Annotated in this window: 12 protein-coding genes; 7 read left to right on the top strand and 5 right to left on the bottom strand. The window is 48.4% G+C overall.

Annotated features, from left to right (window positions below):
- Positions 1 to 89: 89 nt before the first annotated feature.
- The 4 genes from NST25_RS25720 (at position 90) to NST25_RS25705 (ending at position 11,675) form a co-directional block, all read left to right on the top strand.
- Positions 90 to 1,598 (top strand): DEAD/DEAH box helicase, encoded by a 1,509-nt coding sequence (locus NST25_RS25720; protein ID WP_340392765.1) that lies wholly within the window; start codon positions 90 to 92, stop codon positions 1,596 to 1,598.
- Positions 1,595 to 2,341 (top strand): ABC transporter ATP-binding protein, encoded by a 747-nt coding sequence (locus NST25_RS25715; RefSeq protein WP_036679788.1) that lies wholly within the window; start codon positions 1,595 to 1,597, stop codon positions 2,339 to 2,341. Before NST25_RS25720 ends, NST25_RS25715 begins: the two co-directional genes overlap by 4 nt.
- A 1-nt stretch (position 2,342) precedes the next feature.
- Complete coding sequence (locus NST25_RS25710) at positions 2,343 to 3,563, top strand: ABC transporter permease (RefSeq protein WP_076304899.1); 1,221 nt, start codon at positions 2,343 to 2,345, stop codon at positions 3,561 to 3,563.
- 261 nt (positions 3,564 to 3,824) lie between these two features.
- Entirely contained in the window at positions 3,825 to 11,675 is a 7,851-nt protein-coding gene (locus NST25_RS25705; protein WP_340392764.1) for a glycoside hydrolase family 3 N-terminal domain-containing protein, read from the top strand.
- Positions 11,676 to 12,203: 528 nt separating this feature from the next.
- On the opposite strand, the gene NST25_RS25700 is transcribed toward NST25_RS25705, so the two are convergent.
- The 3 genes from NST25_RS25700 to NST25_RS25690 form a co-directional block, all read right to left on the bottom strand.
- Entirely contained in the window at positions 12,204 to 12,323 is a 120-nt protein-coding gene (locus NST25_RS25700; protein WP_212592220.1) for a YjcZ family sporulation protein, read from the bottom strand.
- A gap of 150 nt (positions 12,324 to 12,473) precedes the next feature.
- A complete protein-coding gene (locus tag NST25_RS25695) occupies positions 12,474 to 13,775 on the bottom strand; it encodes an aminotransferase class I/II-fold pyridoxal phosphate-dependent enzyme (RefSeq protein WP_036679816.1) in 1,302 nt (433 codons plus the stop codon).
- A 111-nt stretch (positions 13,776 to 13,886) separates the two neighbouring features.
- Positions 13,887 to 14,504: a pyridoxamine 5'-phosphate oxidase family protein gene (locus NST25_RS25690; protein WP_076304898.1), complete on the bottom strand. Its 618-nt coding sequence runs from the start codon at positions 14,502 to 14,504 to the stop codon at positions 13,887 to 13,889.
- 144 nt (positions 14,505 to 14,648) lie between these two features.
- Between NST25_RS25690 and NST25_RS25685 the strand changes: the two genes are divergently transcribed.
- The 3 genes from NST25_RS25685 (at position 14,649) to gpmA (ending at position 18,780) form a co-directional block, all read left to right on the top strand.
- Complete coding sequence (locus NST25_RS25685) at positions 14,649 to 16,154, top strand: PLP-dependent aminotransferase family protein (RefSeq protein ID WP_076184749.1); 1,506 nt, start codon at positions 14,649 to 14,651, stop codon at positions 16,152 to 16,154.
- A gap of 316 nt (positions 16,155 to 16,470) precedes the next feature.
- Entirely contained in the window at positions 16,471 to 17,256 is a 786-nt protein-coding gene (locus NST25_RS25680; protein WP_036679782.1) for an AraC family transcriptional regulator, read from the top strand.
- 780 nt (positions 17,257 to 18,036) lie between these two features.
- Positions 18,037 to 18,780: a 2,3-diphosphoglycerate-dependent phosphoglycerate mutase gene (gene gpmA / locus NST25_RS25675; RefSeq protein WP_076141983.1), complete on the top strand. Its 744-nt coding sequence runs from the start codon at positions 18,037 to 18,039 to the stop codon at positions 18,778 to 18,780.
- A gap of 2,115 nt (positions 18,781 to 20,895) precedes the next feature.
- Here the strand turns inward: gpmA and asd are convergent.
- Both asd and NST25_RS25665 read right to left on the bottom strand, forming a co-directional pair.
- Complete coding sequence (gene asd / locus NST25_RS25670; RefSeq protein WP_076130450.1) at positions 20,896 to 21,687, bottom strand: archaetidylserine decarboxylase; 792 nt, start codon at positions 21,685 to 21,687, stop codon at positions 20,896 to 20,898.
- An 86-nt stretch (positions 21,688 to 21,773) separates the two neighbouring features.
- Positions 21,774 to 22,868 (bottom strand): YheC/YheD family protein, encoded by a 1,095-nt coding sequence (locus tag NST25_RS25665; protein ID WP_076187139.1) that lies wholly within the window; start codon positions 22,866 to 22,868, stop codon positions 21,774 to 21,776.
- Positions 22,869 to 22,985 lie beyond the last annotated feature (117 nt).

Raw genomic sequence — 22,985 nt, 5'->3', positions numbered from 1 at the left:
GCCAGCTTTATTGGCCTTCCATTTGGTGGAGAGGCCTTTTTGGCATATAATGAAGATATTATCTCAAGCGAAAAGGATGAATTACACTTATGAATAAAGCTTCTTTTGCGGCTATCGGCATTCAGGAAGACCTCATTGCCCGGTTGTCGGAATTCGGCATTAACGTTCCATCCCCGGTACAAGAGCAGACAATACCGCTTCTACTAGAGGGAAGAGATGTTATTGCAGCTTCCCAGACTGGAACGGGTAAGACGCTGGCCTATCTATTGCCGCTGCTTCAAACGATTAATCCGGAGCAGAAGGTGGTCCAAAAGCTGGTGCTCGCCCCTACACAGGAGCTGGCGATGCAAATCTTACGCGAGGCGGAACGTTATGGTGAACAGCGCGGAATCCGAGTTATGGGTCTTATTGGCGGGGCCGCAATCAAACGCCAGATTGACAAGCTGCGTGAGCATCCACAGCTAGTTGTGGGAACACCTGGGCGGATCCGCGAGCTGATTGGACTTCGTAAATTGAAGATGCATGAAGTCAGTACTATTGTTCTGGATGAGGCGGACCAAATGTTCCAGCTTAGCGGAGCTGGCGAAGTTACAAAGATTGTCAGCAGTGCGCTGCGTTCACGCCAGCTTGTTATGCTGTCGGCAACGATCGGACCAGAGACGAAAGCGCTGGCTAATCGTGAAATGAAGAATCCGGCAGAGGTTGGGATTGCTCCAGGTGTAATGACTGCTGAAAGCTTGGAGCATCATTATGTTGTTGCTGAAGAGCGTAACAAAATGGACATGCTACGCCGGGTGATTCGCCATTACAATCCCGATAAAGCGATTGTGTTCGTGAATGCTACAGATGATATTGCCGAGGTTGAGGCTAAGCTGAATCATCTTGGGCTTACTGCGGCAGCACTTTACGGAGATGCCGATAAGGTAACGCGCAGCAATGTATTAAAAGGTTTCCGGGAAGGCAAATTTCGTGTGCTTGTTGCCAGTGACGTAGCTGCCAGAGGACTGGATATTGAGAATCTTTCTTTGGTAGTTAGCTACGATCCGGCTTTTGATTCTGAACATTATGTACACCGTGCAGGCCGTACCGGACGGATGGGACGCCGCGGCTTATCTGTAACAATAGTTACAGAGCAACAGACCTTTATCATGCGGAAATTCGCCCGCGAATTGGATATTGCGCTTGAGGAGCGGGAGATGGTCGGTGGTAAGGTGCTTGCAGCAGATGAAGCACGCAGCGCTTTGCACAATGGACGGGGACGGAGTAATGAAGGCAGTGGGCAACGCCGTGATGGATCTGCTCCACGCAGCGGCAAGCCGCCTGTTAGCACATCTGGAGCCTCCAATGTTCAGTCGCCATCCGTTGGAGCAGGTACACCGCCTGCCAAAAGAATGGCTACGATTAACACAAGTGAAACAACAAGCGGAGAACAACAACGCGATTCACAGCGCAGCGCGAATCCTTCTGCGGGAGCACGCGGAGATGCGACTCCTGCACGGAGCAAACGCAGCAGCAATGCGGAACGTGAGAAGAACCGTAAAAATAAAGGAGCTCCAAAGTGGTTGAAAGACAAAACTCCGAGAGGTGACGGTCAATGAATAATGCTCCCGTATTGCAAATTACGGGTCTCAGTGGTGGGTACAGCCTGAATAAGCCAGTGCTGCATGATATTGCACTTCAGGTGCAGCCTGGCGAAATGGTTGGATTGATTGGTTTAAACGGAGCAGGAAAAAGTACGACGATGAAGCATATTCTAGGATTGATGTCGCCCCATAAGGGCGATATCACCGTACAGGGCAAGACGCGTGCTGAAGATCCCGTTGGATACAATAATGCGTTGTCTTTTGTACCGGAATCGCCGCTGCTGTATGACGAAATGACGGTTCGTGAGCATGTTGAATTTACTGCCAGAGCTTATGGGGTAGATCAAAAGGATTATGAATCCCGCACCTCGCATCTTGCCAAGCTGTTCCATATGGAGGATAAGATGGACACCCTGTCGACCCATCTATCCAAAGGGATGAAACAGAAGGTTATGATCATGTGCGCTTTCGTTGCACGACCTGCTTTATATGTCATCGACGAGCCCTTTTTAGGATTGGATCCGCTAGGGATCCGCTCCTTGCTTGATTTCATGATGGATCTGAAGAACTCTGGATCGTCGATTCTGTTAAGCTCTCATATTCTTTCCACAATAGAGAATTATTGCGACCGTTTTATTGTATTGCATAAAGGTAAGGTGATTGCACAGGGCACGCTGGCGGAAATAGCGGCAACTGCCGGGCATCAGGGGCTGACTTTGGAGCAGCTGTTCTACGAGCTGGTTCAGGGAGGGAAATAATATGGATTTGAAAGAGCTGCGGCGCACGCGGCGCGGTAGATTCATGGGAAGTATGCTTCCTTATGTGGGATATATCATTCAAAGCGGCGTAGCCATGGTCTTCCTGTTCGTGTTGATTGTCTTCTCTGCTTGGTATACATCGCTGCTACAAAATGTACCTGAAGGCATTCCCATTCGCTGGATTATGTTAGCATTACTGTTGCCTGCGACAGTGCATAGCGGCTTCCGAACCTATTTGCAGACCCCGGATACGATCTTTCTGCTGCCTCAGGGTCACCGCATGAAGGAATATTTTGCACCATCCTGGGTCAGTGGAAACGTGTGGAAGATCATTCGCTTGTTATTTGTACTGATCACCCTTTGGCCGTTGTACATACGTACAGATGATTCTCCCAAGCGACTTTTATTTACAGTGTTGATCCTGATTGCTGTGAAGCTGATCGCGAGTTATGGATTATGGAAAGAGATAGCTATGCTGTCACGTCCGATGGCAGGTGTGTATGCTTTCTTGCGCTGGGCAGTTGGAGGTTTGATTATTGCCGCTTGGTTGTGGCAGCCTGCCGGCCCGAGCCTGATATTTATGGTGTTATTGGCAGCAGCCTATCTTGCTGCACTGTCTGTGCCCGGACGTCACGCTGTGCCATGGGAAAGACTGATCGCCATGGAAAACAATCAAGGTGCACGTGCGCTGATGGTTCTGGGCTGGTTCGTGGATGTGCCGGGCCGTGAGCAACGGGTGTATTCCCGCCGTTATCTTTCCAAATGGGGCGCTAAGCTGCCTTGGCGCAAGGATACTGCTTATCGGTATCTGCTGACCAAAAGCTTTGCCCGGGGCGATATCTTTGGAATCATTATGCGGATATCGGTGCTGGCTCTGCTGCTGAATTGGTGGAACCGTGATAGTTACTTTGGCACCGGAATTTATTTGTTCTTCCTGTTTATCATTGGTGTTCAATTGTCGGCACTCCGCAAATTGCATAGCGAGTCTTTTTGGCTGACAGTGTATCCTTTTCCTGAAGGCAGTAAGGCGGACAACACAACACAATTTGTATTCCGTGCGCATCTGGTTGTGGCATTGGTTCTTGGATTACCTTTCTTAGCTTCCATAGGTGACCGTCTGATGCCAGTGATCTTTACCTTAGCGGCAGGTATTGTGGTAGTCTTTCTGTTTAGAGGATACTTGTCCCGCAAAGCGGCACGATTGGATGACGACGATCTGTAAGGCAATTTCATATTCACAATAAAAAGGCTGTCTCACAGTAGAGAAATTCTACGAATGAGAGAGCCTTTTTTTGCTGGAAGCATAATTTGAGCGGGCAAGTCCTTAAATTTGCAAAAACGGAACAGAGTATTTAAAAAATGCTGTATGTCTTTTACCAGATGGCTCCAGCATAATAAGCCTGTATCTTACATCATGTATACGCTTCCATTCATAGGCGTAGTCATCCGTACCAACAAAACAGTATTGGGGGAGGATTCAGGCGTGAAAAGAAGATTATCAATATTCATGGTGGCGCTTTTACTATCATCCTTATTCTTGAATGTGCTTGAGGCGGGTATACCGCGGGCCGCAGCGGATGCCGCAGGAGTTCCAGTGTACTATGATCCCACAAAAAGTGTGGAGGAGCGCACTGCGGATCTATTATCCCGAATGACGCTGGAAGAGAAGATTGGGCAGATGGTTCAAGCAGAAAGAGCTGCCGTCACACCTGAGGAGGTACAGAAATATGCTCTTGGCTCTGTACTCAGCGGGGGAGGCTCATTCCCTAACGGAAAAGAAAGTGACAGCACTCGCGATAACTGGAGAAGTTTGATTGATAGTTATCAGGATGGTGCATTGTCTACCAGATTAGGCATTCCGCTGCTCTATGGGGTGGATGCGGTGCATGGACATAACAATGTCAAAGGCGCGACGCTTTTTCCGCATAATATTGGTCTAGGGGCTGCTAATGATCCCGCATTGACTGAGCTTATTGGTGCAGCTGCTGCTAAGGAAGTAGCCGCAACAGGAGCGAACTGGACGTTTGCCCCAACGATAGCCTCCCCTCATAATGCAAGATGGGGTAGAACCTATGAAGGTTTTAGTGATAATCAGGATATTTCAGCAGAACTAGGTGCGGCTTATGTGTTTGGTCTGCAAGGACGGACTGCTGCTGCATTGGCAGGGACAGATACAATCACGGCAACTGCAAAACATTATCTAGGTGAAGGTTATACGGATAATGGTGTAAATCAAGGCAACATCACTAAATATACCGAGCAAGAGATCATGGATAAGGATTTGAAAATTTATAAAGCAGCTGTAGACGCAGGGGTGCAGACGGTTATGGCCTCCTATCACAGCATCCAAGGTCTTAAAATGCATGCCCATAAACATTTGCTGACCGATGTTTTGAAGGGTGACAAGAAAAATGGCGGACTTGGCTTTACCGGTTTCGTTATCTCAGATTATAACGCTGTGCAGCAAATCACAGTGGATAGCGAAGGAAAAGCAGTTAGCGGGTTGAAGAACCAGCTGAATGTGTCCGTAAACGCCGGAGTCGATATGTTCATGATGCCGACCGTTTGGAAGGATACGATTAAGTACATCACAGAACTTGTAGGCGAAGGTAAAATCTCTACTGAGCGCATAGATGATGCGGCAGAACGTATCCTGCAGGTCAAAATCGCTTCAGGATTGTTCGAGCATCCCAAAAGCGAACCGGAGCTGTTGAGTGCTTTTGGCTCAGCAGAAAGCCGCAAATTAGCCCGCCAAGCTGTGGCGGAGTCGCTTGTTCTTTTGAAGAACGATGAGGTAAATGGAAGTCCAATTCTATCGCAATTAAGCGGGATGGATAAAATATTCGTAGCGGGTAAAAACGCTAATAATATCGGTAACCAAGCCGGTGGTTGGTCGATCACTTGGCAAGGGAAGTCGGGCAATATAACTGAAGGCACGACGATCCTCGAAGGGATAAAGGAGGCTGTTCCTGCTTCTACAACGGTCACATATAACCTTAATGGGCGTGGGGCTGCGGGTTATGATGCGGCGATCGCTATTATCGGTGAGACACCTTACGCCGAGACCGATGGCGACCGGACCAGCTTGAATCTGGATGAGCAGGATCTGGCGACACTTGCGAATATACGTGCTGCCGATCCTAATATTCCGCTTATCGTTGTACTGGTGTCTGGACGTCCAATGACGATAGCCAGCCAATTGGAAGATTGGGATGGGCTTGTGGCAGCTTGGCTACCAGGCACAGAGGGTGCTGGAGTAGCTGATGTGTTATTTGGTACTAAGGATTTTGTAGGCAAAAATCCGATTCGTTGGCCATTCACTTTGAACAATTATCCGGCAGACAATAACAGTACAAATGTGTTATTCAAAACGGGATATGGCTTGACCAAAAATGAGAAAACACCAAAGCTTCCAACCGCTCCTGTCGATCCGGAAGCTCCAGAGATTCCTTCTCTGCCGATTCCCGGCAAAATTGAAGCAGAGGATTTTTTGAACAAAAGCGCAGGACTGCAAACTGAAAATACGCAGGATATAGGTGGCGGTCTCAATGTCGGCTATACCTCGGCTGGCCAGTGGCTCGAATATAACGTGAATGTGGCGCAAGCAGGTACGTATCAAGCCGATTTCCGCTATTCCGTTAATAGTGGCACTACAGGCGTCAACATCAAATCAGCAGAGGGAACTAAGCTAGGAACATTAAGCGTGACCTCAACAGGTGGCTGGCAGAATTGGCAGACGAAAGCTGTAGAAAATGTTGTGTTTAAGAAGGCAGGGTTGCAAAAGATCCGTCTGGAATTTACCGGTGGAGATATCAACCTGAACTGGGTAAGCTTCACTCGAACAGGTGATGTGCCTGTAGATCCATCGAATCCCGGAGATGGCGGGGAAAGCACTAAACATGTTATTAAGTCAGATGTAGTTAGCTCTTGGGTATCGAGTGAGCGAGATCCTTCCGATCGGAAGTGGTATTATGCTGACCGTTATCAAGAGGGTGATTTGAAGCTGGAAGAGCAGGCGAAGCTGGATATTGTGGTTCCCGACGTGAAGGCAGGTACAGAGCTCCATATTGATCCTGACCGGAAATATCAATCTATTCTAGGGATCGGTACCTCTATGGAGGAATCGACGGTTAATAATCTGGCGAAGATGTCTGCGGCGAAGCAGGAGGAATTGCTGCGGAAAATGATTGATCCTGTATCGGGGATCGGAATGAGTATGCTCAGGTTGACGATTGGGACGGCTGACTTTACAGATAAACAATTTTATACCTACGATGATATGCCTCCAGGACAAACCGACATTAATTTGGAGCATTTCTCCATCCAAAAGGATATTGACTACCATATCATCAGCACGGTTAAAAAAATTCAAAACATCAATCCGGATATTAAGTTTTTTGCCTCACCTTGGAGCCCGCCCGGTTGGATGAAGACTACAGACAGTATGATCAAAGGCCAAGTGAAGGATGAATATCTGCCTGTACTGGCCAAATATTATCTTAAGTTCGTACAGGAGTACGAGAAGCTGGGAATTACCTTTGAAGGTCTGACCTTGCAGAATGAACCTTTGCTGGAAATTGAATATCCAAGCACCAAAATGCCGTGGGAGCAAGAAGCCCAGCTGGCTAAACTGCTGCGGAAGGAATTAGATGAACATGGTTTCAAAGACGTGAAGCTGTGGACATTTGATCATAATCCTGGTGACACGATGGCCTATCCAGCACAAATCCTAGGCAATCCTGAATTAGGTGCCTACGATGCGGTGGACGGAACTGCTTTTCATGATTATGGCGGTGACCTTGGTCTGATGACCCAACTCCATAATCTCTATCCTGACAAAAATGTATATTTGACCGAACGCGCAGTCTGGGGTACCTCAGGCGCAGACCGCATTGCTCAATATTTCCGTAATTGGGCCCGCAGCTATAACTCCTGGGTAGCGATGCTGGACAGTGATATTGCCTCCCATCAGTGGACCGGAACGCCAGACCCAACCCCGATTGTGCAGGATTCGGGAGACCGTAACCATTACTGGCTGCTGCCAGAATATTATCTGATGGGCCAATATACAAAATTCGTTAAACCGGGGTACGTGCGGATTGATAGTGACTACGGCTCAAGCAGTACTGTAACGAACGTAGCTTTTGCTAGTCCAGATGGAAAAGAGATTGTGACGGTAGTAATCAACCAGACGTCGGATCCACAGCCGTTTAAATTGCTAGTGGACGGTGCGCAAATTAGTGCTGTGCTGCCGGCGAAATCAGTGGGCACTTATAGCTGGGAACGTCTGAATGGTATACAGGCGGTGCCGGGTGTAGTGAATGCTGTTGATTTTGAAGAAGCGCAAGGGGTTTACACTGTGAATGAGCAGGGTTATATTGGCGGGTTCTCGCCAGACGCATCGTCCACCTTCGACTATGTGATTGATGTTAAAGAGAGCGGTGAATATTCACTTCAATTTAAGCATGCCGCTCAATTCAGCGATGGCGCCGGAAAATCGGTGGAGATTAGTGAAGATGGTAAGGTCATTGCTACGCTTCCAATTGTGCAGCAGACGGAGAGTCTGACCGATTTTGTAGATTATCAATCCTTGATCTCTCTGAACAAGGGCATTCACAAGCTCACCTTGAAGACGAACGGGAACGGTTATAATATCCGTTCATTAGCTTTACGCCAAGCGCCTTCCGGATCACATGAGCTTCCTGCTGTGCTTCAAGGGCAAGACTACACGACAGCTTCAGGTGTATTAGTAACGGGTGGTGCAGTGGGTTATACTGACCCCGGCGATTGGGTGAAGTACAAGATTAATGTACCTGCCAGCGGTACCTACCCACTCCTGATCTCCTATGCTACTAATCAGGATGATGCAGAGCTGGAACTGCTGACGGGAGAGGATGGAGTAACGGTAACGGCAGCTACTTATGCTTTGACGAAGACGGGGGGATGGTCCAATTGGCAAATAGCTAATGGAACGGTAACCTTGCCTGCCGGGGAGCAGACGCTGACCATGAAAGTAAATGGAGCAGGATTTCATCTGCAGTCGCTTACGATCGGCCCCGCGCTTCAATCAGAGACTGCTCTGGTAGAAGGAAATGAGGAGGGTGCAGAAGTTATCGTCAAGCTAGTAAATGACAAATATGCACCTGAACTGGACACCGCTTATTGGTCTATTGAAGGTTACGAAGGTACAGTTGTCAATAGCGTATACCGGGTGGATGATTATACAGCGAAGGTCGTATTAGCGGGTACGCGAATTATTGATTTCGACACGGATCGTATTCTTACGGTTACCGCTGATGTGTATCAGACAGAATCAAATCAGTCTTTTGGCAGCGTACGTGTTCTGAAATTGCCTCTTATAGTTACAGCAATCAACGACGAAGAGAGCATCAGTCTTTCTCCGAGTACTCTGCCTTATCAAGTGAACGGGAATGAATTGGTAGTCAGCCTTTCAGGAGGGACATTTAATCCTGATGCCATTCAGAGCATTTCTGTCTCGGGCCCAGGTAAGGATCAGGGGCATGTAAGTATTGGGGCAGCTGCCTTACTTGACCCTACCCATGTGAAGCTGATGCTGGCATGGAATGATCATACCCCGTATTATAGTGATTTGCAGCTTACCGTAAATGTGCCAGCAAATGCTTATGCCGATTCAAGTGGTGGCGGCGTGCTGCGTGCGGAGGTTAAGCTCTTAGGAACAACTAGTGCTACAGCACCTATAGAAGTCACAAGCTTGAACGCACTGGATCAATTCTACCAGCTGCAAGGGATCACAGTCAGCGGTCAAGGCAGCGGAGCGAAGCTGACCGGCATTGATGCTGGAGACAGCATCGATTACTGGGTAAACGTGCCGCAGGATGGAAACTATGCTTTTACGCTTACCGTAACTTCCGCGAATGGTGCTCCTAAGGGCATTATTTATAAAACGGAGGATGGGAAGACATTAAGAACCGTTGATGTGCCGAATCTTTACTCGCAAACCGTTGGCATACGCACCGTTCTTCAATTGAAGGCGGGTGAACAGAAGCTGCGCCTGCAAGCTGGATCAGCAGGATACGAGCTAAGTGGTATTCAAATAGAACCTTATACTGAAGAAATCATGGATGGCGCTGGTTCTTTAAAGGTGGAAGCCGAGAATTATTACGATGCTACACCCAATGGAATTCAGAGTACCATGACTGGCGGTGTGCTGGACTTTAGAAATGTAGGGTTTACCGTTGCAGGGGGTTCCATGGATTATGTCCTTGATATTACTGAAGCCGGATTTTATAAAATCGTATATCGGTATGCTACAGCACAAGGCGGGGTAAGCACTACGTTATCTGTAAAGGGTACAAAACTCTCAACAGTGCCTATGCCTACTACAGGTGGATGGTCGAATTACACGCTGGCGAGTGGTGTCGTACAACTTGCGCAAGGAAAACAGGTAGTACGGATGAGCTTCAATAATGACGGTGCCAATCTAGATTGGTTTACGCTGGAACGGACGGAAGAAGGAGAGCAGCCGATTCATTCAAAGGTTTCCTTACCCGTTTCTTCTTTGAAACCGGGAGCTTACAGCGGATTACAAACGATCAGCCTTACTACAGCGACATCAGGAGCAGAGATTCATTACACAACCGATGGGTCATTGCCTACAGCAGACAGTCCACTTTATACCGGAACTATTGACGCAGCAGGAGTCACAGTTCTTCGTACGATAGCGGTAAAAGAGGGCATGGAGAACAGTTTTGTAGCTCCATTCACGTATGTGATCAGCGGAGTGGTTGATATGAAAACGGTGTCTGCACCGCAGGCTGATCCTGCCGGGGGAACTTATACAGGGCAGGTTGCCGTGAAGTTAACTACAGCTACAGCTGGAGCGTCTATTCACTACACGTTGGATGGCACTGTACCTACAGCAACCAGCGAACTGTATAGTGGAGTGATTTATGTAGGCAAGAGCAAGACGATTAAGGCGATTGCTGTAAAAGAGGGCTGGAAGCCAAGTGATATTTCCAGTTTTGAATATATTGTTTCTGCGGATAAACCTGATCCAACACCAACACCAACACCAACAGCAACGCCTGAACCAACCCCAAGTCCAACCATTGAACCGACTACTCGGCCAACGACAGCACCAACTTCCGGAAGCGGGGGTACCACAGGTGGTGGCAACAGCGGAACAACAGGGGGGAATTCAAGCGGAAATGCAGGCAGTGTAACCGGCAGCACCCTCCTTACAGCAACACCAGTGCTGAACAGTAATACCGGTGCGGCGAGAGCAAGTGTAGACCTGGAGAGCTTGAAAAAGGCTGCTACAGCAGGCTTAAGTGGAGCAACTTCAGCGGTTACTGTTGATATACCGGCAGTAGCTACAGCTAAGGGTTATGAGCTGCAATTGCCAAACGGTATAATCTTTGCAGATGATAAGACTTCATTGGTCGTTCATACTGAATTTGGTGTGCTGGAGCTGCCAGGTAGTCTGCTGAAACAAGCGGCAAAAGAGGCAGGAACCCCTTGGGTAATTACGATAACCAAGGTGGATTCAGATTCTCGTCCAGAATTTAAACTGAGCGTAACTATCAATGGCAAGGAAGCCGTATGGAACAGTCCTGACATGCGGGTTAAGGTGTCCCTACCGTATATTCCACGATCAGAAGAACGTGGTAAAGAAGGACATATAACGATTCATAGTCTGAATCCGTTGGGGATTCTAACGGTTGTTCCAAGTGGCAGATATATCGCTGCTACAGGGATGGTTTCCTTTACAGGAATTCTCTCTGGTACGTACAGTATCACCTTTACGGAGAAGACATTCCGGGATATCGGTAAATTTGAGTGGGCCCGCAATGCGATTGAGGTGCTTGGCTCCAAAGGCATCATCAACGGAATGACAGAGGATCAATTTGTGCCTCAAGCGGAAGTGAAGCGGGGAGATTTTGTGCTCCTGCTTATAAAAGCGCTTGGCTTGGAAGGCGTTAGTGCAGAAAGCTTCACAGATGTGCAGCCTGGCGATTACAGATATGAAGCGTTGGCTATAGCGAAGCAGTTGGGGATCGCCACTGGTCGTCCAGATGGAAGCTTTGATCTTAACGCTTCTGTTACGCGGCAGGAAATGATGACATTGGCTGCAAAAGCGATTGCAGCAGCCGACAGACAGCTTCCAGCCGGCAACGGAGCTTCAATGACCCGTTTCACGGATAGCCAGCAAGTATCAGCGTTTGCACGTGACAGTGTGGCAGCACTAATACGTGCTGGTCTGATCAAGGGAGACGGCTTGCGGATTCATCCACAAGGTGTTACCACCCGTGCAGAGGCAGCGGTTTTGATCTACAACTTGTACAATCTGTAATACATCAGCTGTAAAGATACTTTAAGCTTTTGGGCTGTCGCAGCCGTAGATTTTCTACGTTTGCGACAGCCTTTTTTAGGTGTGGTTGTTGGATCTACATTAAGCCCGCACCTCCGCCGCCGATCATAATTATCCCCTGAGGCTTACGGACCCAGTTGACGTTATTTGCAAATATATAACCTTTATCGGGGAAGTTCAGACCCCAGTGGCGTTATTTCTGATGAAGAGGTTCATATTTGGGGTTTGGCATGCCAATAACGGCTTTGGGGTCCGTAAGGAAACCAAATATGGGATTATACTGCCTTTAGGGTTTGCGGTGTCCGATAGCTGCTTTTGTGCGGCAAATGTGATCTGAGGTAACGTAGGTTGGTGCGGTTGGTGCTTAGACCAAGGTGGAATTTTAAAAAAAGACGCGGACGTCACAGCAGCCATTATCATGACCTACTGGACACCCACGTCTATTGTGAAAAAAAAGGGATTGAAAATAGGAAAGAGCTTAAAGCTCTCTCCCGAGACTGTCATTAATGGTTAGACAAAAAGTGAACGGCTGATGATAACCAGCAAGATAAAGAGAACCAGGATGGCGCCAGTGCTAGTGAATGGGCCACCTCCACAACATCCATATCCGCCTCTAACTTCTTCGCTCATGTTCATTCCCCTTTCGGTGTGTGTGTTGTACTTGAGTACATCGTATTGTATGTGCGGAGAGAGGGGCGTGTATAGGCCAATGTCGGATTCGTGTACAAAAAAAATCAGCTCCATGAAAACGGAGCTGATTGTAAGCTATATAAAGTTCAGTTAGGCTTTTTCTAAATCGCGAACACCTGCGTATACAAGATCGAAAAGATCTTCGAGCTGTTCCTCTTCGATACATGAGAAAGCAATACGTAGGTCAGTTTCACCCAAAGCAATAGTGCCTAGTCCGTAATTATGAATCAGGTGAAGCCGGAGATCTTCAGCCGCAACTGTGTGCAGCTTCAGACACATAAAGTAACCGGAGTTAAAAGGATAATACGTCCACACATCCTCGCCGTATTTGCCGCTATCCAGCAGTGCTTTTACTTTATTCGCACGGCCTTTCATGATCTGGAACTTCTCTTCCTTCTGTGCTTCGAATTCCGGAGATTTCAAGGCGTCTAGTACGAAGGTCTGCGAAGGATGCGCACCGCTGGAAATGGTGGCACGGATGATGCCTAGTGTTTTTTGCTCCAATGCTGCCAGCAGGTCTTTGTCCTCCGAGGCATAAGTGATGAAACCCACACGGAAGCCCCAGACAAATTCTTCTTTGGTCGCACCGTCAATCTTGATTGGAAGCACACGAGGATGCAGATGAGCCAGTTTGCCGAACAGCGATTCTTTCAGTGAATCCTCAAAGAATAGCCCGAAGTATGCATCATCACTTACAACAACAACGTTGATGCCTTCCTCAGCCGCACGGAGGATAGCTGCAACGATCTCATCACCTTCCTTAATCCCTGGAGTATATCCGGTAGGATTGTTAGGGAAGTTCAGCAGCACAATTGCTTTACCGCGTTCTTTTTGAGCAAGCAGCGCGTCTTCCAGACCTGCACTGTTAAAAGTCATTTCTTCTGTGAACAGCGGATAGTTAACGGTCTCCCCATGGCGGCGGATTCCGAAGGTTAATTCGTAGTTCTCCCAGTTCTTGTCCGGGTAGATAATCGCGTCACCTGGCTCTGCGAAGAGGTCAGCGACAATGCTAAGCCCGTGAGTCAGGGCATTGGTTACAACGGGATTGCTGATGGTTTTACCTTCTAGCGATGGATTTTCGCGCAGCATCTTTTCACGCCATACAGTACGCAGCTCTGGTTTACCTGCCGGAGGGGCGTAACTATAAAGATCCTTAGGACTGTAAGCGGAGAGTTTATCCTGAATGACGCCGAGGTGCATAGGTACGCCACCTTCAGTAGCAATACCGATGGTTGCGTTGTATTTCTTGGCGTGAGCTCCTGCTTCAGCGGATTGGCTCAGGATGCCCTCTTTTGGGAAGTAAATCTCTTTGCCAAGCGTAGAGAGCATATCATACACATGTTCATTTCCTGCTTTGATACTTTCGTTTAATTGTCCAGCTAGTGGATTCATCAGTTTCATCCTTCCAGGGTTCTTTGGGGATAACATACTGTTAACATTGCCTAACATTATATCACCGCCAATTGCAACCGTCACTTGGAAAGATACGATTTTTAAAAAATATCATTCGGCGTGGAAAGGGCAGTATTTTTTCATCATTTCTATCGTTTCTTCATCACGCGGATTATTTCTTTCAGACAGGCCGGAAATGATGCCGGAGCGCTCTTCTTCTTTTAGGTTTTGCCCAAACTTAAACTTCGCAGTGATCTCATCGGGGGTAATGCGCACAACGGCAACACCCTTTAGACGGGGACGATATTTAGGGTCCTCTGCATCGATGGAATCATAACCCCCCTCGGGCTGGAGCTTTTTCATAAATAAGGAGAGTACACTGGCTTTTTCACTAATGTCTTCAACAGGTTCGGCTGTGCCGTAGGCGGTCACACTTTTAAAATAGGCGGTTGCTGGGCAGGCCAGCTCGGGATCGCTAAAATAAGACGGGATAAGGGCATACTCATCCGCTACCGTAAAGCAGACCTTCTGCTGATTGCGGATCGACTTCATTTTGCCACCAGCATGACTGCCATGGAAATAGAAACAACCATCTGTATATACAAAATTCAGCGGTGTCACCCGCGGTTGCCCCTGTTCATCGCTTGTACCGAGAAAACCAAAACTCATTCCGTTAAGAAAAGAGACCAATTCTTCCTCCCGATCTACTTTGAATTCTTTTCTGCGCATAGGGATCACGTCCTCTTTCTTTTTTAGTCTAGAGCGTCTGCTCCAATGTAAATGTTCTTTAAAGAATAGTAGAGTGGTTGACAATTAAAAAGGACCAATTAAGATAGTTTTTAATGGACCACTTGCTGGTCAAGGAGGATAACGATGAATATCACGCTGGCATACGATCAATATCTGGCGATACACCGTTACAAATATTTAGCGTTATATCACGCGCTCCGTGCAGGAATACTGGAAGGAACACTTCCGGGAGGCACTCCGCTGCCGTCTACACGAAGTCTTGCTAAGCACTATGAGCTGTCGCGCGGATCGGTCTCGCAGGTGTATGAAATGTTGCTCGCTGATGGTTATGTAAGGACTGAAACGGGGCGGGGGACATTCGTATCGGAAGATAGCTTTGCTTCAGCTACCAGTGGCAGTGACGGTGAGAACCGGGCTTTGGGTGAAGCCGCAGATGCTGCTGGAGGAGATTGTGCAAGCGAGACTACGATTCCGATCTCGGCGTGGGGAAAGCGGCTGCTTGCGCGCCCGATACCCTTTTATGAAAAGAGTAACAAGAAAGTAGTGAGCTTCCAGAGTAGTGGTATGCGGATGGAACATTTTCCTTACTCCGAATGGCGCAGTGCGCTCTCTTATGCTGGAGGGAAGGAAGGTGGGTTGCTGCAAAGCACTTGTCCACCTCAAGGCGATGAAGGGCTTCGGAAAGCTATCGCTGCACATCTGCGGATTACCCGCGGGATTCGCGCGGATGCAGAGCATATCGTATTGTTCAGCGGCTCGATGCAAGGCATCGTTATTTTGACGCAGCTGCTGCTGGATGCAGGAGGCTCAGCGGTCGTTGAGAACCCGGGCTTTCACGGGATTCGCCGAGCCGTAGAGATCACCGGAGGCCGATTGCTGGCAGGGGAGCTGGATGGCAACGGTCTTATTCCGGAGGATTGGGATGCCCGGCTGTTGTTTGTTACGCCGAGCCGTCAATTTCCTACGGGTGTGGTACTGCCTTTGGAACGACGCCGAACCTTGTTGGAATGGGCGCAGCGGCATCATGCAGTAATCATTGAAGATGATTATGACAGTGAGTTCCGTTGGGCTGGGCGTCCTATCGAGCCCTTAAAAGCACTGGATCGTGAAGAGCGGGTCGTATATGTGGGCTCCTTTTCAAACACGATGTTTTCAGGCCTGCGGCTCGGCTTTGCAGTGCTTCCGCCCTCTTTAGTAAAGCCGACTATCGCCGCCAAGGCGCTATATGAGCCCTTGCCGGTAGGGCTGCTGGAGCAGCGAGCCTTGGCGAGGTTCATGAATACAGGCGGCTATGGCCGTCATCTGCGCCGGATGACACGCATCTATGGTGAACGCGGACGCATCCTCAGGACGCTGCTGTCGGAACGGCTTAAGGAGCTCTTCGAGCTGCTGCCTGGTGATGCAGGCTTGCATGTATATGCCCGCTGGCTGCGCAGCAGCGAAGAGTTTGTAGCTTTCCGAGCGGCAGCGCTTAGGCGCGGCACGGATTTTAGAGATGCCGCGTTATATCAGCTATCACCGGGAGCGCCGGCCGCTTGTTTTTCTTTTGCCCATCTGAATGCCGCGGAGCTGGAGGAAGGGATAACAAGCCTGCATCTGGCGTGGGAAGATGTACAAAATGCAACATGACAAGGTATGATAAAGAAGATGAAATGCAAAACAAAGCGAATGCTTACGAATTTTGACGAAGAAACTCGGAGTAGATTAAGCTAAACAAAACTATATAGACACTGCGAAGTCAGAAAGAGCAGATTTGCTAACAAAACAAAGCGGATGCTTACGAGGTGGGTTTTGCTAACAAAACAAAGCGAATGCTTACGAAGCAAGTTTTGCGAAGAGGTTTAAAGTAGGTTTGCTCACAAAACAAAGTGAAATGCTTACGAAGCAAGTTTTGCGAAGAAGTTTAAAGTAGGTTATGCTAACAAAACTTTTAGGAGGGAACGTTATGCTGCATGCATCGCCGTCCTCTTTTGTTATTTTGCCGGCTCTGGCTAAGATTGTATGCGAGCCGGGCTGGAAATGGCAAAAAAGAGAGAAGTCGCTGCAAAATTATGATTTATTTTATGTATGGAGCGGGGAAGGGACGGTTGTGCGTAACGATGAACCCTTTCAAGTAGGCAAGGGAAGCTGCTTCCTTTTTCGTCCGGGTGACCATACAAGTGCTACACATAATCCGCAAAAGCCACTTGTACTTACATATATTCATTTTGATGTCTCCGAAGAGGTGACGGATATTCCGCTGCCCTATCGTGAGCTTACAGAAACCGTTGAATTTGAACATCTGCTTGCTCGGTACGTTCGACTATTTCTGGTGGATACTTACGCCGCTGAGGAAGAAGGGCAGCTTGTACTGAAGCAGCTGATGATTCATCTGCTGAGGGAGGACCGTGTGAAGCCAGTAGAACGTTATGTTAGCAACCATTTGACAGAAATCATTCACGAAATAGCGAACTATGTGAGCCAGCATCCGGGGATTGCACATCGTGTAGAGGATCTTGCTGCTCGTGCGGGGCTTTCACCGCGGTATTTTTCAATTAAGTTCAAGGAGCTTACGGGTTCTTCTGTGCAGTCTTATGTCATCCGAGCCCGGATTGAGCGTGCTCAGCATTTACTGCTGTACGCGGGAATGAATGTTACTGAGGTAGCAGATGCGCTTGGGTATCGTGACATTTTCTTTTTCAGCCGCCAGTTCAAGCAATATACCGGAAAAAGTCCATCTGAGATCCGCTGATTCACTTTTTTTGTTTCAGTTTGTTCAACCAAGGGTAAATACTTTGCAGTTTAGTTTACAGAGAATTTACATAACTTCTTGGAAGGAGACTCTTGGCATGATCATCAGACGCAGAATTTGCAACACGGATTGTAAGAGTGGAGGCGGAGGTATTTTTAGAAACCGCTTAAAACGGTTAAAGCAGGCGAATGCTTTTGTCGTGGATAGCTGGTTCTAATTGAACAAGCAAGCATAGAATCGCATGATATGACTAAAAATATAAATAGCCGGGGCCGTGAGGCATCCGGTTTTTTTGTGTTGTTAGAAAATGATATATATAATGAACTTAAGTCGAAGATTAGAGTAACTGATGGGCATTTCATCGTGCCTCACGTTGTATTTTGTACAATAGATTGACTCTAATAGCAGTCGAATTTGAATTCTGAAGCACATCTTACATTCAAATTCAGGAGAAACAGCCTTTCTAGAGATTATCACGATAATCTATTGCACGAAGTACAATGTAATGTAATCTTCAAGTGAAAGTTAAGATTTTCTGTTGCACATTCTGCAATGAAGCGTACGCTCATTTACCGCAATATCCACACACCGTTCACGCTCCATGCACGCCTCATTCACGTACCTTTAAGGATGTTTAATTGGCCTAACTATGAGGTAGCGGTAGATATTTATTTCTACGATTGGGTTATTACTAAGGTGAGAGCTTTCTGCGATACGTTTCGCATAATGTTGTTCGTCGGTTGAATATATAAGGTCCATAGTTGGAAGGAGAGAGAGAAAATGTACGAAATCGTACTTATACGTCATGGTGAGAGCCAGTACAATGTACAGAATTTGTTCACAGGCTGGAGTGACCCGGATTTAACTGAGAAGGGTATCCAAGAGGCAAAGACTGCTGGTAAGCTGTTGAAGGACGCTGGGTATACATTTGATCTGGCTTTTGCTTCGGTACTCAGACGCTCGATTAAAACTCTTAACTATGTACTGGATGAGATGGATTTGCTGTGGATTCCCGTGCAAAAGTCTTGGAAATTGAATGAACGCCATTACGGGGCATTGCAGGGATTAAGTAAAAGCGAGACAGCACTAAAATATGGAGATGAGCAGCTGCATATTTGGCGGCGGAGTTTATCGGTAAGACCCCCGTTGCTGGAGCTTGATGATCCTAGGTATGCCAGAAACGATATTCGCTACAGCAGTGTTCGTCCGGGAGATATCCCGCGTGGAGAGAGCCTGGAGGACACTGTACATCGTGTAGGCGATTTCTGGGGAAACCGGATCGTACCTCTTTTGCGTAAAAAAGAACGGGTGCTTATCTCAGCCCACGGCAATACGCTGCGTGCATTGATTAAATTTATGGAGGATATTGATGAAGCGGCATTACTGGAGCTCAATATCCCTACCGGAGTACCGCTCGTGTACAAACTGGATGAGGACATGAATCCTATCAGTCGCTTTTATCTAGGCGATCCGGAACAGGTAGCGGCCAAGGCGCTTGATGTTGCTAAGCAGGGACATGTGTAATTGGCGTGTAATAAGCGTATAGGCGTAGCAGGTGCTGAGCATAACGGGTGTACAGTAATAAGCAAAACGGGGCGTATAGGTTAAATAAGCGCAACAGGTGTAATAGGTTATATAAGCGTAACAGGTGTAGTAGGTTAAATAGGCGCAACAGGTGTAATAGGTGGGTTACATGAAAAGATAAAAGGACAGCCTTGGGGCTGTCCTTTTTGTTATTAGTGTGTTTGTGACCAATCAAATGTGCGAAAATGGCGCGTTTAAGGTCAGCTGGGTCCGATAGCGTTGAATGCTAACGTTCCACCAACTCTCCGTAGATCCTGACCAATGCTCCACCAGCCTTCCACTAACGCTCGGCCAGCCCTTAACTAACGCTCGGCCAGCCCTTAACTAACGCTCGACTAGCCCTCCACTAACGCTCGACTAACGCTCGACTAGCCCTCGACTAACGCTCGACTAACGCTCGACTAACGCTCGACTAACGCTCGACTAACGCTCGACTAACGCTCGACTAACGCTCGACTAACGCTCGACTAACGCTCGACTAACGCTCGACTAACGCTCGACTAACGCTCGACTAACGCTCGACTAACGCTCGACTAACGCTCGACTAACGCTCGACTAACGCTCGACTAACGCTCGACTAACGCTCGACTAACGCTCGACTAACGCTCGACTAACGCTCGACTAACGCTCGACTAACGCTCGACTAACGCTCGACTAACGCTCGACTAACGCTCGACTAACGCTCGACTAACGCTCGACTAACGCTCGACTAGCCCTTAACTAACTTTCGACCAACCTCCACCAACGCTCTGCAAATGCTTACGGACTCAGCAGCCGCTATTTGCCCATTTATCGCCATTTGAGCGGATTTTCGGACTCCAGCGCCGCTATTGCCTAAGATCTAGCGCAAATAGGGTGTTTTTCATACCAATAGCTGCGGTGGAGTCCGATAGAATCGCAAATGTGTCAAAAATCCGCGTATAAGGTCAGCTGGGTCCGATAGCGGCGAGCGCACACCTTCCACCAGCTCTCGACCAGCCCTCAACCAGCCCTCAACTAACACTCGACTAGTCTACACTAACGCTCGACCAGCCTCGACCAAAGCTCTGCAAATGCTTACGGACTCAGCAGCCGCTATCTGCCCATTTATCGCCATTTGGGCGGAGTTTCGGACTCCAGCGCCGCTATTGCCTAAGATCTAGCGCAAATAGGGTGTTTTTCATGCCAATAGCTGCGGTGGAGTCCGATAGAATCGCAAATGTGTCAAAAAACCGCGTATAAGGTCAGCTGGGTCCGATAGCGGCGAGCACACACCTTCCACCAGCTCTCGACCAGCCCTCAACCAGCCCTCAACCAGCCCTCAACTAACACTCGACTAGTCTACACTAACGCTCGACCAGCCTCGACCAAAGCTCTGCAAATGCTTACGGACTCAGCCGCCGCTATCTGCCCATTTATCGCCATTTGGGCGGAGTTTCGGACTCCAGCGTCGCTATTGCCCGAGAATCGACTCTAATATGGCGTTTTTCATGCCAATAGCTGCGGTGGAGTCCGATAGAATCGCAAATGTGTGAAAAAGCCGCGTATAAGGTCAGCTGGGTCCGATAGCGGCGAGCGCACACCTTCCACCAGCTCTCAACCAGCCCTCAACCAGCCCTCAACCAGCCCTCAACTAACACTCGACTAGCCCTCAACTAACGCTCGAGCAACCTCCCCCAACGCTCTGCAAATGCTTACGGACTCAGCCGCCGCTATTTGCCCATTTATCGCCATTTGAGCGGATTTTCGGACTCCAGCGCCGCTATTGCCTAAGATCTAGCGCAAATAGGGTGTCTTTCATGCCAATAGCTGCGGTGGAGTCCGATAGAATCGCAAATGTGCGAAAAAGCCGCGTATAAGGTCAGCTGGGTCCGATAGCTAGCGATAGGTGTACGATGGCTAGACGATATGTATACGTTGGCTAGCGATAGGTAGGTGATAGTTGGACGATAGCTAGAGCGTTCGCCTCCGCAACTGTGCTCCACACGAAGTCCCCAAAATTAGAGGGCACCCCAGCAGCCATTTCATGGCTTTTGAGGCACCCTCTAATTTTTTTTGAAATTCGCCTAAATCTCCCTACAAAGGTCGATGCAACGTTCCCAGTAGTTCGCCCATTTTTACCTTTGAGTTGACCTCAAGCTTGGGTCTCGGGGTAAAGGTACCGCTTTCCGTGAGCAGCACTACGGTGGAGCCAAACTCAAAATAAGCCAGATCATCGCCTATTTGCCACTCGGCAGCGGTATCATCCGTATAACGAATACTGCTGACGTTCATTGCGCCTACCTTTACTACCGCGGTTTCTCCGTGACTCCCGGCAATATACGTAATGAGACGTTCGTTGCGGTTCAGGACACCCTTCATATGTCGCATTCCGAAATCGTTGACAGGATAGGCCCGTCCGCGAATATAATCGCTCTCCACCTTTTGTCCAGTAAGGGGAGAGTGAATCCGGTGATAATCGGTAGGACTCAAATAAAGAACGAAGAAAAAACCCTTCTTGTACAGCTCCAGATGCGGGGAGTGATTAAGGAGATCCTCGATCTTATAATCCTGCCCTTTTACATTCATAATCGTACCGGCGTTAATGTCACCCATAGCAGTAATCGTTGCGTCTACGGGACTAACCAAAGCGTCAGCGTCGGTTGCAATAGGCCGCATGCCCGGCTTCAGCCGGCGGCTGAAAAACTCATTAAGAGTGAGATATTCTCCAGGATTTTTCTCCGCTTGAGCGGAGGGGATTTGATAAGTCTTAATAAATGCCGGGATAAGAAAACGGCTGATTCTACTATGAGAAAAAGATCCCATTAACCGTGAAAGCCACCGGTGTGAGGATAGCTCGGTCATCAGCCGTAGCAATTGTTTTACCATGCCCATCTCCCTTCCATAATGCAGCAGTACGGTTGTATACGGGTCGTCTCTGCTCTGCATTATATTGACATAGAATAGGAGACAAATCAATAACTGTTATATACCGTACTGTTCGTTTCTATTAAAAAACGCGCATATCCCATAGGTCTGCGATAGCTGTCTTTCCAAATTTCCGTAAGGCCGGCTTTATGAAATCCGTAGCGTTGGTCGCGACCGTTACATTCTATGAAGAAGAGTCGTCCGTCCTTAGTAATGCCTATATCCAGTCCGATATCGGCCAGTCCGGGAAGGTGTTGCTCCAGACACCGCGCGATTGCAAGGCTAAGTATTTCGACAGACATACGGATGTGGGCCGCTGTGGATCTTGAAAAGGCTTTTTCGAGCGCCAGGGAGGAGCTTAACGCTTCTCCTCCGCGGGCTATATTGGAGACAAAGCCCCCTGGGGCAGCCAGTTTGGCGAAGAGCCCAGTGACCTGCCAATCTCCTCCCCAGCCGCGCTGAACGGTGACGCGTAGATCAAAGGGACGTCCTCCAATCTCAGCAAGGGGAATACGTTCTTGTACAAGATAAGGCACGGAGGTTAGGCGTGCGCGGAGCGCTTGTGGCAACGCCGCCGGATTAACGGGAATACTTCTCCAACGCTGCATCGAAGGGGAGAGGTAGCTCAAGGTCCAACGCTGAGCTCCCTTGCGGACCAGCCGCATGACCCCATTCCCTATACTTCCACGGCAAGGTTTAAGAATGAGATCGGGATAAAGATTCATCATTTCTTTTAGGCCTGAGACTCTCGTTGTTACGGGTAAATATTCGCGAAGCTCCGTATTTTTTTCAAGCAGCTGATGGATCTCATCTTTGCCGTATCGATTACATGTATTGAAAATCAGGGGATAGTGCTTCAGCAGACGCTGCATCCCAGGGCTGTTTTTGCTGTATATTGCCCGGTTATGGATAACAGCAGGCGTAGGAACAACTACGCTTTTATATCCATTAGCTCCCTTTATATAGGCGGCACTAAAGCCTGTGTCCGTATCGATGTCCGCGAGCTTCAGGAAGCAAGGGACTAAACCGTATGCCGCCGCGGCCTCTTCATAGTTGGATAGAGACTCCTGTCCTGTTTTTAGCCGGGGAACGCCCCGGTGCATATCGGCATTTAGTAATATTCCAACGAGCTTATGCCCCATGTTTGTTCCTCCTGTTTCATCGGTTACATGATCCCTGCTTTTTCTACTCTTGTCATAGTATGTTTGTACCCGCGTGTCAGGGTGGACGAATGCGCGAAGGCAGATGCCTTTTTTTAT

Origin of the sequence: Paenibacillus sp. FSL E2-0190, assembly GCF_037992965.1 — a bacterium.
Lineage (GTDB): Bacteria > Bacillota > Bacilli > Paenibacillales > Paenibacillaceae > Paenibacillus_AQ > Paenibacillus_AQ odorifer.
The sequence above is the reverse complement of the archived record's forward strand: the minus strand, read 5'-3'. Positions and strand labels throughout refer to the sequence as shown.

Bases quoted from the DNA above. Each gene is read 5' to 3' on its own strand.
- NST25_RS25685 (WP_076184749.1), top strand. From the start codon at position 14,649: ATGAATATCACGCTGGCATACGATCAATATCTGGCGATACACCGTTAC.
- NST25_RS25695 (WP_036679816.1), bottom strand. From the start codon at position 13,775: ATGAATCCACTAGCTGGACAATTAAACGAAAGTATCAAAGCAGGAAAT.
- NST25_RS25710 (WP_076304899.1), top strand. From the start codon at position 2,343: ATGGATTTGAAAGAGCTGCGGCGCACGCGGCGCGGTAGATTCATGGGA.
- NST25_RS25665 (WP_076187139.1), bottom strand. From the start codon at position 22,868: ATGGGGCATAAGCTCGTTGGAATATTACTAAATGCCGATATGCACCGG.
- gpmA (WP_076141983.1), top strand. From the start codon at position 18,037: ATGTACGAAATCGTACTTATACGTCATGGTGAGAGCCAGTACAATGTA.
- NST25_RS25680 (WP_036679782.1), top strand. From the start codon at position 16,471: ATGCTGCATGCATCGCCGTCCTCTTTTGTTATTTTGCCGGCTCTGGCT.
- NST25_RS25690 (WP_076304898.1), bottom strand. From the start codon at position 14,504: ATGCGCAGAAAAGAATTCAAAGTAGATCGGGAGGAAGAATTGGTCTCT.
- NST25_RS25700 (WP_212592220.1), bottom strand. From the start codon at position 12,323: ATGAGCGAAGAAGTTAGAGGCGGATATGGATGTTGTGGAGGTGGCCCA.
- NST25_RS25720 (WP_340392765.1), top strand. From the start codon at position 90: ATGAATAAAGCTTCTTTTGCGGCTATCGGCATTCAGGAAGACCTCATT.
- NST25_RS25715 (WP_036679788.1), top strand. From the start codon at position 1,595: ATGAATAATGCTCCCGTATTGCAAATTACGGGTCTCAGTGGTGGGTAC.
- asd (WP_076130450.1), bottom strand. From the start codon at position 21,687: ATGGTAAAACAATTGCTACGGCTGATGACCGAGCTATCCTCACACCGG.